This window comes from Staphylococcus sp. 510 (assembly GCF_057219715.1).
The window spans coordinates 144,000-157,659 of record NZ_JBXVVK010000005.1 but is presented as its reverse complement, the minus strand read 5'-3'; the positions used below and the strand labels follow the sequence as shown (position 1 = coordinate 157,659).

13 protein-coding genes are annotated in these 13,660 nt (G+C 33.5%); 12 read left to right on the top strand and 1 reads right to left on the bottom strand.

Annotation, left to right across the window (positions count from 1 at the left end; all coding sequences use genetic code 11):
* Positions 1–43 precede the first annotated feature (43 nt).
* Positions 44–442: a glycerol-3-phosphate cytidylyltransferase gene (tagD, locus tag AC2D8K_RS05480; protein WP_002451030.1), complete on the top strand. Its 399-nt coding sequence runs from the start codon at positions 44–46 to the stop codon at positions 440–442.
* 78 nt (positions 443–520) lie between these two features.
* On the opposite strand, the gene pbp4 is transcribed toward tagD, so the two are convergent.
* Positions 521–1,810: a penicillin-binding protein PBP4 gene (gene pbp4 / locus AC2D8K_RS05475; RefSeq protein ID WP_002451029.1), complete on the bottom strand. Its 1,290-nt coding sequence runs from the start codon at positions 1,808–1,810 to the stop codon at positions 521–523.
* A 193-nt stretch (positions 1,811–2,003) separates the two neighbouring features.
* Between pbp4 and AC2D8K_RS05470 the strand changes: the two genes are divergently transcribed.
* The 11 genes from AC2D8K_RS05470 (at position 2,004) to AC2D8K_RS05420 (ending at position 13,645) form a co-directional block, all read left to right on the top strand.
* Positions 2,004–3,731: an ABC transporter ATP-binding protein gene (locus AC2D8K_RS05470; RefSeq protein ID WP_002451028.1), complete on the top strand. Its 1,728-nt coding sequence runs from the start codon at positions 2,004–2,006 to the stop codon at positions 3,729–3,731.
* Between the two features lie 233 nt (positions 3,732–3,964).
* Positions 3,965–5,194 carry a NupC/NupG family nucleoside CNT transporter gene (locus AC2D8K_RS05465; RefSeq protein WP_002451027.1) on the top strand — a complete coding sequence of 410 codons (1,230 nt, stop codon included), beginning with the start codon at positions 3,965–3,967 and terminating at the stop codon, positions 5,192–5,194.
* A gap of 500 nt (positions 5,195–5,694) precedes the next feature.
* Complete coding sequence (locus tag AC2D8K_RS05460) at positions 5,695–6,528, top strand: YitT family protein (RefSeq protein ID WP_002451026.1); 834 nt, start codon at positions 5,695–5,697, stop codon at positions 6,526–6,528.
* 221 nt (positions 6,529–6,749) lie between these two features.
* Positions 6,750–7,550 (top strand): ABC transporter ATP-binding protein, encoded by an 801-nt coding sequence (locus tag AC2D8K_RS05455; protein WP_023374733.1) that lies wholly within the window; start codon positions 6,750–6,752, stop codon positions 7,548–7,550.
* A 69-nt stretch (positions 7,551–7,619) separates the two neighbouring features.
* Positions 7,620–8,597 (top strand): FecCD family ABC transporter permease, encoded by a 978-nt coding sequence (locus tag AC2D8K_RS05450; protein WP_432215595.1) that lies wholly within the window; start codon positions 7,620–7,622, stop codon positions 8,595–8,597.
* Positions 8,594–9,610 (top strand): FecCD family ABC transporter permease, encoded by a 1,017-nt coding sequence (locus AC2D8K_RS05445; RefSeq protein ID WP_484698171.1) that lies wholly within the window; start codon positions 8,594–8,596, stop codon positions 9,608–9,610. Before AC2D8K_RS05450 ends, AC2D8K_RS05445 begins: the two co-directional genes overlap by 4 nt.
* Before the next feature lie 116 nt (positions 9,611–9,726).
* Entirely contained in the window at positions 9,727–10,695 is a 969-nt protein-coding gene (dhaK, locus tag AC2D8K_RS05440) for a dihydroxyacetone kinase subunit DhaK (RefSeq protein WP_002451022.1), read from the top strand.
* 31 nt (positions 10,696–10,726) lie between these two features.
* Positions 10,727–11,305, top strand: a complete 579-nt coding sequence (gene dhaL, locus AC2D8K_RS05435) for a dihydroxyacetone kinase subunit DhaL (protein WP_484698169.1) — start codon at positions 10,727–10,729, stop codon at positions 11,303–11,305.
* Positions 11,305–11,667 (top strand): dihydroxyacetone kinase phosphoryl donor subunit DhaM, encoded by a 363-nt coding sequence (gene dhaM, locus AC2D8K_RS05430; protein ID WP_002451020.1) that lies wholly within the window; start codon positions 11,305–11,307, stop codon positions 11,665–11,667. The genes dhaL and dhaM overlap by 1 nt, the downstream gene beginning before the upstream one ends.
* A 112-nt stretch (positions 11,668–11,779) precedes the next feature.
* Positions 11,780–12,280: a hypothetical protein gene (locus tag AC2D8K_RS05425; protein WP_002451019.1), complete on the top strand. Its 501-nt coding sequence runs from the start codon at positions 11,780–11,782 to the stop codon at positions 12,278–12,280.
* A gap of 297 nt (positions 12,281–12,577) precedes the next feature.
* Positions 12,578–13,645: a YkvI family membrane protein gene (locus tag AC2D8K_RS05420; protein ID WP_002451018.1), complete on the top strand. Its 1,068-nt coding sequence runs from the start codon at positions 12,578–12,580 to the stop codon at positions 13,643–13,645.
* Positions 13,646–13,660 lie beyond the last annotated feature (15 nt).

Sequence of the window (13,660 nt, the reverse complement as noted above, 5' to 3'; positions counted from 1 at the left end):
TATAAATTTTTATTAAATATTTAGTTAAGGAGAATCACGTATCATGAAACGAGTAATTACTTATGGTACATATGATTTATTACATTATGGACATATTGAATTATTAAGAAGAGCACGTGAAATGGGAGACTATCTCATCGTTGCGTTATCTACTGATGAATTCAACCAAGTGAAAAATAAAAAATCATATTATGACTATAATCAACGTAAAATGATGTTAGAATCGATTCGTTATGTAGACTTAGTAATCCCTGAAGATGGTTGGGGTCAAAAAGAAATTGATGTTGAACGTTTCGATGTCGATGTTTTCGTTATGGGACATGACTGGGAAGGCGAATTTGATTTCTTAAAAGATAAATGTGAAGTGATTTATCTTAACCGAACTGAAGGTATTTCAACAACGAAAATCAAACAAGAATTATACGGAAAAGACGCTAAATAATAGCGTGTTTATAATAAAGGACAAAGCCAAGACGAGATGTCTACGCTTTGTCCTTTTATTGTTATGGTAATATAATATCTATTTTCGACGAAAAGCTTGAATAAATAGATGGATCATAATAGATAATACGATGACTAAACCTATAGCAAAGATAATAGCTATCGTAGGATGAGTTTGCCACATGCTTTTAGCAACGGTTGTCGCATGATGGAATATGGGTTTATGTACAGTAACCGAAGGTGGACCATCTTGTTTAGTGATGAATTGACGATTGTAATCTACATGTACTTTGCCGTCATCAATGACTAATTGATAGTCCTTTTTAGTGAAATCTTTAGGTAGTACGTCGTATAAATCTTGTTCAACATAATAGGTTTTACCATTTATTTGATGTTTACCTTTTGAAAGGATTTTTTCGTATTTATATTGACTAAATGAACGTTCCATTAGCGCATTGCCCATCATGTTACGTTGTTTTTCTCCACCGATATGTTTATAATCCCCAGCGCCTAATATGACTTGGTTGATTCTAAAACCGTTTCGCTTTGTAGTAATCGTATGATTATAATCTGCAGTGTCACTAGAACCAGTTTTTAATCCATCTGTTCCTGGTAAGCTCATGTCGGCACCATCCAACGAATGGTTGAATGTATAATACGTGACGCCATGCGTCGTTGGTGCGAGTTGTTTGGTAAAATGTAATATTTTAGGCGTTTCATTAATCACATGTTGGTCTAAAATGGCATAGTCACGTGCTGTAGTTGTTGTGTTTTCAGTTTTTTTATATTTAGAAGGGGCAAAGCTTTTGAGACGAGCATTTTCAGCACCTGTTGGATTCACATAATGTGTATCTTTCATACCGAGTTCTTTGGCTTTTTTATTCATTAAATCTGTGAAGTCATTGACGTTACCCGATACTTGCTCGCCAAGTATCAATGCAGCGGCATTGCTAGAATTAGATACGGTAATTTGAAGCAAATCTGAAATGGTCCACTTCTGGCCCGGGTAAAGCTTAGTATTACTTAATTCGGGAAGCGTAGACATTTGATATTCGCGATCAGTTATTTTGACTTCATCATTTAATGATAGCTTTTTATCTTTAACGGCTTCTAATGTAAGATACATTGTCATAAGTTTAGTCATTGATGCCGGATACCATACCTTATCTTTATTGTATTCATAGAGTATTTGGCCGTCTTGACTCACGTTAATAGCACTTTCAGGTTGATATGCTTCAGTTACTTTACTATAACCATTATCGATTGCAACTTGAACTGGTGTAACATCACCATTCTCTGCATTAGCAAAAGGTGTTATAATATTTAATACGAAGAACATCGTTATGATGAGTTTAAAGATTCTTTTCATTATTTTTTTCCTTTAACTATTATTTTCAACTAATATATTTTATCATATACATTATTTGATACATATATGTAAGATGTTGAATTTTTGATATTTTATTATAGTTGGGAAAGACTTAAATATTTGGGATGCACGGACTTTTATAGTAAGATTGAGCAAAATTTAAAATATGAATATTAATAGAAGAGGTATTATTATGAAACAAACTAACCCTTTATTCTTTTTATTTAAAAGGCTCTCTTGGCCAATTGGGTTAATCATTGCTGCGGTTATTATTACTTCTTTAGGAAGCTTGAGTGGATTATTAGTACCTCTATTTACTGGGAGATTAGTAGATAAATTCTCAGTAAGTACTATGAACTGGAATCTTGTAGCCATATTTGGAGGTATATTCTTACTTAATGCTATTTTAAGTGGTATTGGATTATATTTACTAAGTAAAATTGGTGAAAAAATGATTTATGATATCCGTTCATTATTGTGGGAACATATCATTCAATTAAAAATGCCGTTCTTTGATAAAAACGAAAGTGGTCAATTGATGAGTCGTTTAACAGACGATACAAAGGTAATTAACGAATTTATTTCTCAAAAATTACCTAATTTATTACCTTCAGCATTAACGTTAGTTGGTTCACTCGTTATGCTATTTATCATGGATTGGAAAATGACGTTGTTAACGTTTATTACTATTCCTATTTTTGTACTTATCATGATTCCATTAGGTCGTGTGATGCAGAAGATTTCAACAAGTACACAAACTGAAATTGCTAATTTTAGTGGATTACTTGGACGTGTACTGACAGAAATGAGATTGGTTAAAGTATCCAATACAGAAAGATTAGAACTTGATAATGCGCACACTAATTTAAAAGAAATTTATCGCTTAGGTTTAAAACAAGCTAAAATTTCAGCAGTAGTACAACCTATTTCGGGTGTAGTAATGTTATTAACTATAGCTATCATCCTAGGTTTCGGCGCTTTAGAAATTGCAACAGGTGCTATCACTGCAGGTACATTAATCGCAATGATTTTCTATGTGATTCAAATGTCTATGCCGTTGATTAATTTGTCAACATTGATAACAGATTATAAAAAAGCTGTTGGGGCAAGTCATCGTATTTATGAAATCATGCAAGAACCTATAGAACCTACAGAATCACTTGAAGATTCAAAAGATGTTGAGGTACAAGATGGTGAACTTGTATTTGATCATGTGAACTTCAAATATGACGTTAAGTCTATATTAAATGATGTGTCATTTAACATTCCTCAAGGTCAGGTTAGTGCATTTGTCGGTCCTTCAGGTTCTGGTAAAAGTACGATATTTAACTTAATTGAACGTATGTATGATATTGAAAGTGGCGACATTACGTATAATGGTACAAGTATTTTTGATATTCCATTATCTAAGTGGCGTACTAAAATCGGTTATGTTATGCAATCAAACTCTATGATGAGTGGTACGATTAGAGATAATATCTTGTACGGTGTCAATCGTTCTGTATCAGATGAAGAACTTATTAAATATGCTAAATTGGCTAATTGTCATGATTTTATTATGCAATTTGATGAGGGTTACGATACATTAGTGGGTGAACGTGGTCTTAAGCTATCCGGTGGTCAAAGACAAAGAATTGATATTGCACGTAGCTTTGTTAAAAATCCAGATATTTTGTTATTAGATGAAGCCACTGCTAACTTAGACAGTGAAAGTGAATTGAAAATTCAAGAAGCTTTAGAAACATTGATGGAAGGTCGAACTACAATTGTCATCGCACATAGACTTTCTACAATTAAAAAGGCAGGTCAAATTATCTTTATAGATAAAGGACAAGTGACTGGTAAAGGCACACATAGTGAGTTAATGACAACACATGAGAAATATAAACACTTTGTAACGTCTCAAAAGCTTGCAGACTAAAATTTAATGATAAGCACATACGCTTTAAAGAGTGTGTGTGCTTTTTTGTATAAATTAAAGATTTAATGAAAAACGTTATTTTAAGTCATTTTTACAAATGGTATAATTAAGCCAATTAGATGGGCTCTGGTTTTGGGGGTGGATTTTAGCCATGATATAGAGTCATATATCTATACATATGTTCCTTTTGTACAACACGTTGTTGGAAAATTAAATAAATAGGTGGGTGCCAAATGTTTTTATTGATTAATATCATTGGGTTAATTGTTTTCCTAGGTATTGCAGTGTTATTCTCGAGAGCACGAAAAGATATACAATGGAAATCAATTATTATTTTAGTCGTTTTAAACTTATTTTTAGCATGGTTCTTCATATACTTCCCATGGGGAAAATCAGGAATTAAAGCAGCTGCAACTGGTATTTCCTGGGTAATTGAATCAGCAAATGCAGGTACAGGATTTGCGTTTAATAGTTTTGTTTCGAATAAGCAGATGGATATGGCTGTGAGCGCACTATTTCCAATTCTATTAGTAGTACCGTTATTTGATATTTTAATGTACTTTAATATTCTACCGAAATTAATTGGTGCAATTGGTTGGGTTTTAGCAAAAATTACGCGCCAACCTAAATTCGAGTCGTTCTTTGGCATTGAAATGATGTTCTTAGGTAACACAGAAGCACTCGCTGTTTCTAACGAACAATTGAAGCGCATGAATGAAATGCGAGTGTTAACTGTAGCAATGATGTCTATGAGTTCTGTGTCAGGTGCTATTGTAGGTGCTTATGTTCAAATGATTCCAGGGGAATTAGTGTTGACTGCTATTCCTTTAAATATCGTGAATGCTATTATTGTCGCGTCAATTTTGAATCCAGTAAGAGTAGAAGATAAAGAAGATATTATTTATAGTATTAAGGATCAAGATATAGAGCGTCAGCCATTCTTCTCATTCTTAGGTGATTCTGTATTAGCTGCAGGTAAATTAGTACTCATTATCATAGCATTTGTGATTAGTTTCGTAGCGTTAGCAGATTTAGCGGATCGTTTGATTAACTTGATTACAGGTGGCATTGGTCACTTGATGGGTCTTAAAGGTAGCTTTGGATTAGACCAAATTTTAGGCGTATTTATGTATCCATTTGCATTATTACTTGGTCTTCCTTGGGATGAAGCTTGGTTAGTTGCACAACAAATGGCGAAAAAAATCGTTACTAACGAATTTGTCGTAATGGGTGAAGTATCTAAGTCTATTAATACACTTTCACCTCACCATAAAGCAGTGATTTCAACATTCTTAGTGTCATTTGCTAACTTCTCAACTATTGGTATGATTATCGGTACATTAAAAGGTATCGTAGATAAGAAAACAGCAGACTTTGTTTCTAAATACGTGCCAATGATGCTGTTAGCAGGGATTTTAGTTTCATTATTAACAGCTGCATTTGTAGGATTATTCGCATGGTAAATTAAAAATTAAGGTTATACCTTCTATTGCTAGAACTTTTTCTAGCGATGGGAGGTGTTTTTTAATGAAAAAAATGACACATAATAAAAACCAAGTATAGTAAGTGAGGAGACACTTGTTATACTTGGCTTTTATGGGAAATGAATATTAATGTACTTGTAACGGTAAGGACTAGGTACAGTTACAGTACTTCGAGCAAAATTTGTTTTGTTACTATAAACAACACAAAGGAGATAACTTCTTTTGTTAAGAAGTTAACATTATTATAGCAAAGCGAAAGCTATAAGTAAATTAAAAATTCTGAAAATTTAAAAATATTTTATCCTTTTTTATGTTAAACCGTATTATTTCGTTAGAGATGATTCATTGATAAGTTGTATGAGTGGAAATGAAATTATTTCAAAAATATGAATTATTTACACAAGCAGTGTTGTAGGGGCTAAATGCGTGTGCTACCATTTTGTTAATCATATAAAAAATAAATAAAGGGATGTGGTTGCTTGAATAGATTAATAAGAGATTTAATATTAGTCATTGTTGGATCGTTTATTTTTTCAGCTGGTGTTAATGCATTCATTATTTCAGGTAATTTAGGTGAAGGTGGGGTCACAGGTTTAGCCATAGTATTGTACTACGCTTTTCACTTATCGCCAGCTATTACTAACTTTGTAGTCAATGCTGTTTTAATTGCAGTAGGATATAAATTTTTAAGCAAACGTAGTATGTATTTAACCATTGTAGCAACTGTACTTATTTCAGTATTTTTAAGTTTAACAGAATCTTGGCATGTTGAAACAGGCAATGTGATTGTCAATGCAGTGTTTGGCGGAACAAGTGTCGGATTAGGTATTGGTGTTATTGTCTTAGCAGGTGGGACTACTGCTGGAACTACTATATTAGCTAGAATTGCACATAAGTATTTAGATGTGAGTACGCCTTATGCATTACTCTTCTTCGATTTAATTGTTGTAGTCATATCTTTAACTGTGATTTCACTCGATCGTGCATTAGTTACCGTCATTTCATTGTATATTGGTACGAAAGTGATGGAATTTGTAATCGAAGGTTTAAATACGAAGAAAGCGATGACAATTATTTCAAGTAAACCAGATGAAGTGGCTAAAGCCATAGATGAACAAGTAGGTCGTGGATTAACTATATTGAATGGTCACGGCTATTATACTAGAGAAGAAAAAGACGTCCTTTATGTCGTGATTACAAAAACACAAGTGTCACGTGCTAAAAAGATAATTAGAAGTATTGATAATCAAGCATTTCTAGTCATTCATGATGTGAGAGATGTATACGGAAATGGTTTCCTTATAGATGAATAAAAGATATTATTCCAAAGCTGTTTTAAGTAGCAAATTTGTTAGCTTAGAACGGCTTTTTAATGCGATAAAAAAAGGAAATTAATGAAATTTATTAGTCAATATAAGTGAAAAATGTTATAATGGCTCCTGTGATAATGATTATCAATTACAACCATGAATTTAATAATTAATTACAGTTATGTTTTCGATATAGATATAGTAATTTAGAAAGTAGGGGAATTATGAGTCGTTTAAACGGTGAACAAGTAACAATAGGTTATGGAGATACGACGATTATTAATCATTTAGATGTGGAAATTCCAGATGGTAAAGTAACTTCAATCATTGGACCTAATGGTTGTGGCAAGTCTACCTTACTTAAAGCATTGTCTCGTTTATTATCTGTAAAAGATGGCACGATTAATTTAGACGGAGAGAGTATCCACACGCAATCTACGAAAGAAATTGCTAAGAAAATTGCGATTTTACCACAATCTCCTGAAGTGGCTGATGGTTTAACTGTTGGTGAATTAGTATCTTATGGCCGATTTCCTCATCAAAAAGGATTTGGGCGTTTATCTGATGAAGATAAAAAAGAAATCAATTGGGCGCTAGAAGTGACAGGTACATCTGAATTTAGACACCGTTCAATCAACGATTTAAGTGGTGGTCAAAGACAACGTGTCTGGATTGCTATGGCATTGGCTCAACGTACAGATATTATCTTTTTAGATGAACCAACAACATATTTAGATATATGTCATCAATTAGAAATTTTAGAATTAGTTCAAAAATTAAATCAAGAACAAGGTTGTACGATCATTATGGTATTACATGATATCAATCAAGCCATTCGATTCTCAGATCATCTTATTGCTATGAAAGACGGTGACATTGTAGCAAATGGTGAAACAAATGAAGTGTTGACACAAGATATTTTAGAACGTGTATTTAATATAGATGTTGTATTAAGTGAAGATCCTAGAACTGGTAAACCTTTATTAGTGACATATGATTTATGTCAAAAGGCATATTCTTCATAAACTGTGAGATGATTTAAAATATATAGAAAAGGTAAAGATATCATGTCCAAACCAAGGCAAAGTGGTTATATGAGATTTGTATCTTATTTGATAGGTGGAATGATAGTGCTAGCAATAGCACTATTTTTATCTATTTTATTTGGAGATGCGAAAATAGATATACCCACCATTATGGATGCAATTTTCAATTATAATCCTAAAAATCAACAACATAATGTGATTAGTGAGATCAGAATTCCAAGAGATTTAGGTGCCATTTTAGTAGGCATGGCATTATCGGTTGCCGGTGCGGTTATTCAAGGTGTGACTAAAAATAGTTTGGCGGATCCGAGTTTAATTGGTCTCAATTCAGGTGCGTCATTTGGCTTAGCCATAACGTATGCTTTTTATCCAGAAGCACCGTTTACATTACTAATGATTGCCGGGTTTCTCGGTGCATTGTTAGGTGGTTCGATTGTGTTAATGATTGGCCGTTCAAGAAAAGATGGTTTCAATCCTATGCGTATTATTTTAGCCGGAGCAGCCGTTAGTGCTATGTTAACGGCATTAAGCCAAGGTGTTGCGCTTATCTTTAGATTAAATCAATCTTTAACGTTTTGGAGTGCTGGTGGGGTTTCAGGAACAACATGGTCTCAAATTATTTGGACAGGTCCCATCATTATAGTGGCATTGGTAATTATTCTCACAATGAGTAGACAATTAACTATATTGAATTTAGGGGAATCTTTAGCCAAAGGTCTAGGACAAAATGTGACTATGATTCGTGTTTTCATATTAATTTTAGCAATGGTTCTAGCTGGCGTAGCAGTATCGATGGTAGGGCAAATTGCATTTGTTGGATTAATCGTCCCACATATTGTTCGATTTATAATAGGAACTGATTATTCTAAAGTATTACCTTTAACTGCCATTTTAGGTGGCATATTGATGTTAGTAGCTGATATGCTTGCTAGATATTTAGGAGATGCGCCAGTGGGTGCGATTATTTCATTTATTGGCGTTCCTTACTTTTTATACTTAGTTAAAAAAGGAGGACGCTCAATATGATAGATAGCCAATTACGACGTAAACAAATCATTACATTCGTGATATTTACTGTACTTGTTTTCTTAGCGTGTACATGGAGTATCGCTTCTGGTGAGTACAATATCCCTGTAAGTCGATTTTTCCAAATATTGACCGGGCAAGGTGATTATACAGACACATTAATTCTAGTCGATTTTAGATTACCACGTATGCTCATCACTATTCTTGCTGGGGCGGCATTAAGTATGAGTGGCGCAATTGTACAAAGTGTTACTAAAAATCCAATTGCTGAGCCAGGCATTCTAGGTATTAATGCTGGTGGTGGTTTTGCAATCGCATTATTCATCACAATTGGTCAGATTAAACCAGATAATTTTGTTTATGTTTTACCTATTATTAGCGTCATAGGCGGTGTAGCGACAGCTTTAATTATTTTTATGTTTAGTGTCAATCAAAGACATGGCGTTACACCTTCCAGTATGGTTTTAATAGGTGTAGGTATGCAGACAGCTTTATATGGTGGTTCAATAACACTCATGTCTAAATTCGACAAAGATCAATCAGAATTTATAGCAACATGGTTTGCAGGCAATATCTGGGGAGATGAATGGATATTTGTGATGGCATTTTTACCATGGATCATCATCATACTGCCATATCTATTTTATAAATCTAATGAATTGAATATTATCAATACGCATGAGCATGTAGCTAAAGGTTTAGGTGTTAAGGTCGGTAAAGAACGCATGGTATTATTCTTTGTAGCAGTAGTACTATCGTCAGTAGCAGTTGCAGTAGCAGGGTTTATTTCCTTTATAGGATTGATGGGGCCACATATTGCTAAACGTATTGTAGGACCACGCCATCAGTTGTTTTTACCAATAGCAGTGCTTGTTGGTGCCTTTTTATTAGTGTTCTCAGATACATTGGGCAAGGTTATATTAGAACCTACAGGTGTACCAGCAGGTATCATCGTTGCAATTATTGGTGCACCTTACTTCCTATATCTCATGTACAAAACCAAAAATGTATAAAATATGTAAATAAAGTGGCATGTACGATACATGTCACTTTATTTTTATATATAATTGTTAACGCTTTCTTAAGTCGATGCATTATAATGAAAGTGGATAAATAAGGAGGGCTAACTATGAAAAAATTAATTAAAGATAAACAACAATTTTTAAGTGATATGCTCGAAGGTATAAAAATTGCTCATCCAGAATTAGAAGTTATCAATGACAATGTCGTTGTAAAAAAAGATAAAAAAACAACTGGTGTAACTTTAGTGTCAGGTGGTGGGAGTGGTCATGAACCAGCTCATGCAGGCTATGTTGCTCGGGGTATGTTAGATGCTGCAGTTTGTGGTGAAGTATTCACCTCTCCAACACCAGATAAAATTTTAGATGCTATAAAAGCTGTAGACACAGGTGAAGGCGTGCTTCTCATCGTTAAAAATTATGCGGGAGACGTCATGAATTTTGAAATGGCACAAGAAATGGCAGAAATGGAAGGTATTAATGCTGCTATGGTAGTAGTGAAAGATGATATTGCCGTTTCTGATGTTGAACAAAGACGTGGTGTTGCCGGAACAGTTTTCATTCATAAGTTTGCCGGATTTTTAGCCGATAAAGGTCTATCTTTAACAGAAATTCAAGCAAAAGTAGAAGAACTATTACCTACAGTTAAAAGTATTGGTATGGCATTAACACCACCTATGGTACCAACAACAGGAAAGTATGGTTTTGATATTGATGAGAATGATATTGAAATTGGTATCGGTATTCATGGTGAAAAAGGATTACATCGTCAACAAATGGAACCTATAGATCAGATAGTGACACGATTAGGTGACGCATTATTACAAGAAGTTGATAGTAAAGAAATACTTGTAATGGTAAATGGTATGGGCGGTACACCTTTATCTGAGCTTACAATTGCGACGTCTTATATCAACCAATATTTTGATGTGCATGATATCACTGTCAAACATTGGTATGTAGGTGATTACATGACGTCATTAGACATGCAAGGATTTTCAATTACAGTCGTACCCTATTCAGAAACACTTTTAAAAGCATTACTAGCGCCAACAACGAGTAGATATTTTAATATTTAATGAATAAATATACAGGATAAGGAGAATCGTAATGGATATCCAAAAGATGAAACAACAGTTATTGGATTTAGAAACAACATTTAAAGAGCAAGAAGATGCATTAACTGAACTTGATAGAGCTATTGGCGATGGCGATCATGGTGTTAATATGTTAAGAGGTTTTGAAAGTTTAAAAGATAAATTAGATGACAGTACAATGCAAAGTGTTTTTAAATCGACAGGTATGTGTCTCATGTCAAATATTGGCGGTGCTTCAGGTCCGTTATATGGTTTTAGCTTTGTGAAAATGGCTGAAGTTGTTAAAGACGACATTGACCATAATAATTTAGTAGAACTTCTAGAAACATTTACAGAGGCAATTGCCAAACGTGATAAGGTAGAACTTAATGAAAAGACCATGTATGATGTTGTTGCACGTGCAAATGAAGCGGTCAAAAAAGGTGAACAAGTTGATTTGAATCGCCTACAAAGCTTTGCAGAAGCAACTGTGGATATGGTAGCTACGAAAGGGCGTGCATCATACTTTAAAGAAGCGTCAAAGGGTTATATGGACCCAGGTGCACAAAGTATGGTTTATATATTACATGCAATAATAGGAGATGAAGCATAATGGCAACGCTTGTAATTATTAGTCATAGTGAACAAATAACGAATGGTACAAAAGCATTGTTGCAACAAATGGCACCAGATGTAAAAGTCATTGCTAACGGTGGTATGAATGGTGATATTGGGACGTCGTTTGAGACAGTTCAACAGCTAATCAATGGTTTAGAAGATGATGCCTTGTGCTTTTATGATATAGGCTCATCTGAAATGAACATTGATATGGCTATTGATATGTATGATGGGAATTATAAAATTGTTAAAGTGGATGCACCTATTGTAGAAGGTAGTTTTACAGCTGCAGTTAAATTATCAATCGGTGGAAATTTGGCGGACGCTATAGACGAAGTAAATCAAACAACTTTTTAAAATAAATGATATATTAAGCTTAAATTGATTTTTTGAAATGAAAGTTAAGGATATCTGTGATATGATTAATATTAAATGTACGATAAAATCTGGCTAATAGGAGGACATTGCCATGCAACATCTTATAAAGAAACATGTATTGAATGGCGAGTTTGATTTAGTAAGACAATTGATGTCCGAAACAGATTTTATGGAATTTGAAGAAGCATATATTTCAAGTGCTCATGAAGTAGAAAGTATGATGTTTTATACTTGTATTTTAGACATGATGAAAGTGGAAGAAACAGCAGAAATGCATGACTTAGCATTCTTATTGCTTGTTTATCCACTCAGTGACTATGAAGGTGCTTTACATTCTGCGTATTACCATGCAGATTCATCCATAAAACTTACTGACGGAAATGAAGTTAAAAGCTTATTACAAATGTTATTACTACATGCAATTCCAGAGCCTGTTATCTCTGATAAGAAGGCCTTCGATATTGCAAAACGTATTCTTAAATTAGATCCTACCAACAATGTGGCTCGTAATGTATTGAAAGATACAGCGAAACGTATGGATAATGTAGTTGTTGATATTAATGAACTAAATCAACATCGTAACGCACGTTAAAATGTGAATATTAATTTTATGAATAAAAGTCATTGAGATGAGTCATACCGTTTCAATGACTTTTTTATTGTGAAATTATAAATGATATTGTATTAAAATAAATGTGTTTTTAATAAATAAATTATTATAGAATTGTTAGAAAAGTATGAATTTTATATTTTGTAGATTAGTGAAAACAGTTGATATATAAGTCTAAATCGTGGATTTAGGCTTTTTTGACATACTTTGAGTTGGGTTGAAATTAAATAATAGTACGTTATAATTCAAAATATGCGAAACGAAGGAGGTAAACTTTTCATGGGGCTCAATAAAGAAGCTATAAAAATTGGTTTCGCCTATGTCGGCATCGTTGTCGGTGCAGGTTTTTCAACCGGACAAGAAGTGATGCAATTCTTTACACCTTATGGCTTATGGTCATACATAGGTGTACTCTTATCAGGTTTGATTTTAGGTTTTATTGGTAGACAAGTAGCAAAAATAGGGACAGCATTTGAAGCAACTAATCACGAATCTACATTGCAATATGTCTTTGGCGATAAATTTAGTAAAGTTTTCGATTATATTCTTGTATTCTTTTTATTTGGTATCGCCGTTACGATGATTGCGGGTGCTGGATCAGCATTCCAAGAAAGTTTTAAAGTACCCATTTGGTTAGGTGCATTAATTATGACTGTAGTTATTTATGGCACCTTACTATTAGACTTCAATAAAATAGTAAGAGCTTTAGGTATTGTGACACCATTTTTAATTGTGATGGTTGTATTAATTGCGGTGTACTATTTGTTTAATGGATCTATACCATTGAATAAAGTTAATGATACTGTCGATAAGTCAAGCGTCATTTTAGGTATTCTCAAAGGTATTCAATATGGCGGCCTTGCATTTGCGGTAGGTTTTAGTACAGTCGTAGCCATTGGTGGGGATGCATCTAAACGAAGAGTTTCAGGTGCAGGTGCGTTATTTGGTGGTATTGTTTATACTATTCTATTAGCATTAATTAACTTTGCTTTACAAGCAGAATACCCACAAATTAAAGATGCTGCTATTCCTACAATTAATTTAGCAAATGAAATCAATCCGTGGATTGGATTAGTATTAACAATTATTATGTTAGCAGTAATGTATAATACTATTTTAGGATTATGCTACTCATTTGCAGCACGTTTTACTGAACCATATAGCAAAAAGTATCATGTCTTCATCATTATTATGATGATTGCTGCCTACATTTTAAGTTTCGTAGGATTCGCTGATTTAATTAACTATTTATATAATATTATGGGTGTAGTCGGTTTATTTATAGTTGTTGCCGTACTTATCAAATATTATAAACGTAAGAGTGATGACAAAAAGCATATTGCATAATGATATGTAATTTGA

Coding starts and splice junctions, on each gene's coding strand:
- AC2D8K_RS05470 (WP_002451028.1), top strand. CDS start 2,004: ATGAAACAAACTAACCCTTTATTCTTTTTATTTAAAAGGCTCTCTTGG.
- dhaK (WP_002451022.1), top strand. CDS start 9,727: ATGAAAAAATTAATTAAAGATAAACAACAATTTTTAAGTGATATGCTC.
- tagD (WP_002451030.1), top strand. CDS start 44: ATGAAACGAGTAATTACTTATGGTACATATGATTTATTACATTATGGA.
- pbp4 (WP_002451029.1), bottom strand. CDS start 1,810: ATGAAAAGAATCTTTAAACTCATCATAACGATGTTCTTCGTATTAAAT.
- AC2D8K_RS05445 (WP_484698171.1), top strand. CDS start 8,594: ATGATAGATAGCCAATTACGACGTAAACAAATCATTACATTCGTGATA.
- AC2D8K_RS05420 (WP_002451018.1), top strand. CDS start 12,578: ATGGGGCTCAATAAAGAAGCTATAAAAATTGGTTTCGCCTATGTCGGC.
- AC2D8K_RS05450 (WP_432215595.1), top strand. CDS start 7,620: ATGAGATTTGTATCTTATTTGATAGGTGGAATGATAGTGCTAGCAATA.
- AC2D8K_RS05465 (WP_002451027.1), top strand. CDS start 3,965: ATGTTTTTATTGATTAATATCATTGGGTTAATTGTTTTCCTAGGTATT.
- dhaL (WP_484698169.1), top strand. CDS start 10,727: ATGGATATCCAAAAGATGAAACAACAGTTATTGGATTTAGAAACAACA.
- dhaM (WP_002451020.1), top strand. CDS start 11,305: ATGGCAACGCTTGTAATTATTAGTCATAGTGAACAAATAACGAATGGT.
- AC2D8K_RS05425 (WP_002451019.1), top strand. CDS start 11,780: ATGCAACATCTTATAAAGAAACATGTATTGAATGGCGAGTTTGATTTA.
- AC2D8K_RS05455 (WP_023374733.1), top strand. CDS start 6,750: ATGAGTCGTTTAAACGGTGAACAAGTAACAATAGGTTATGGAGATACG.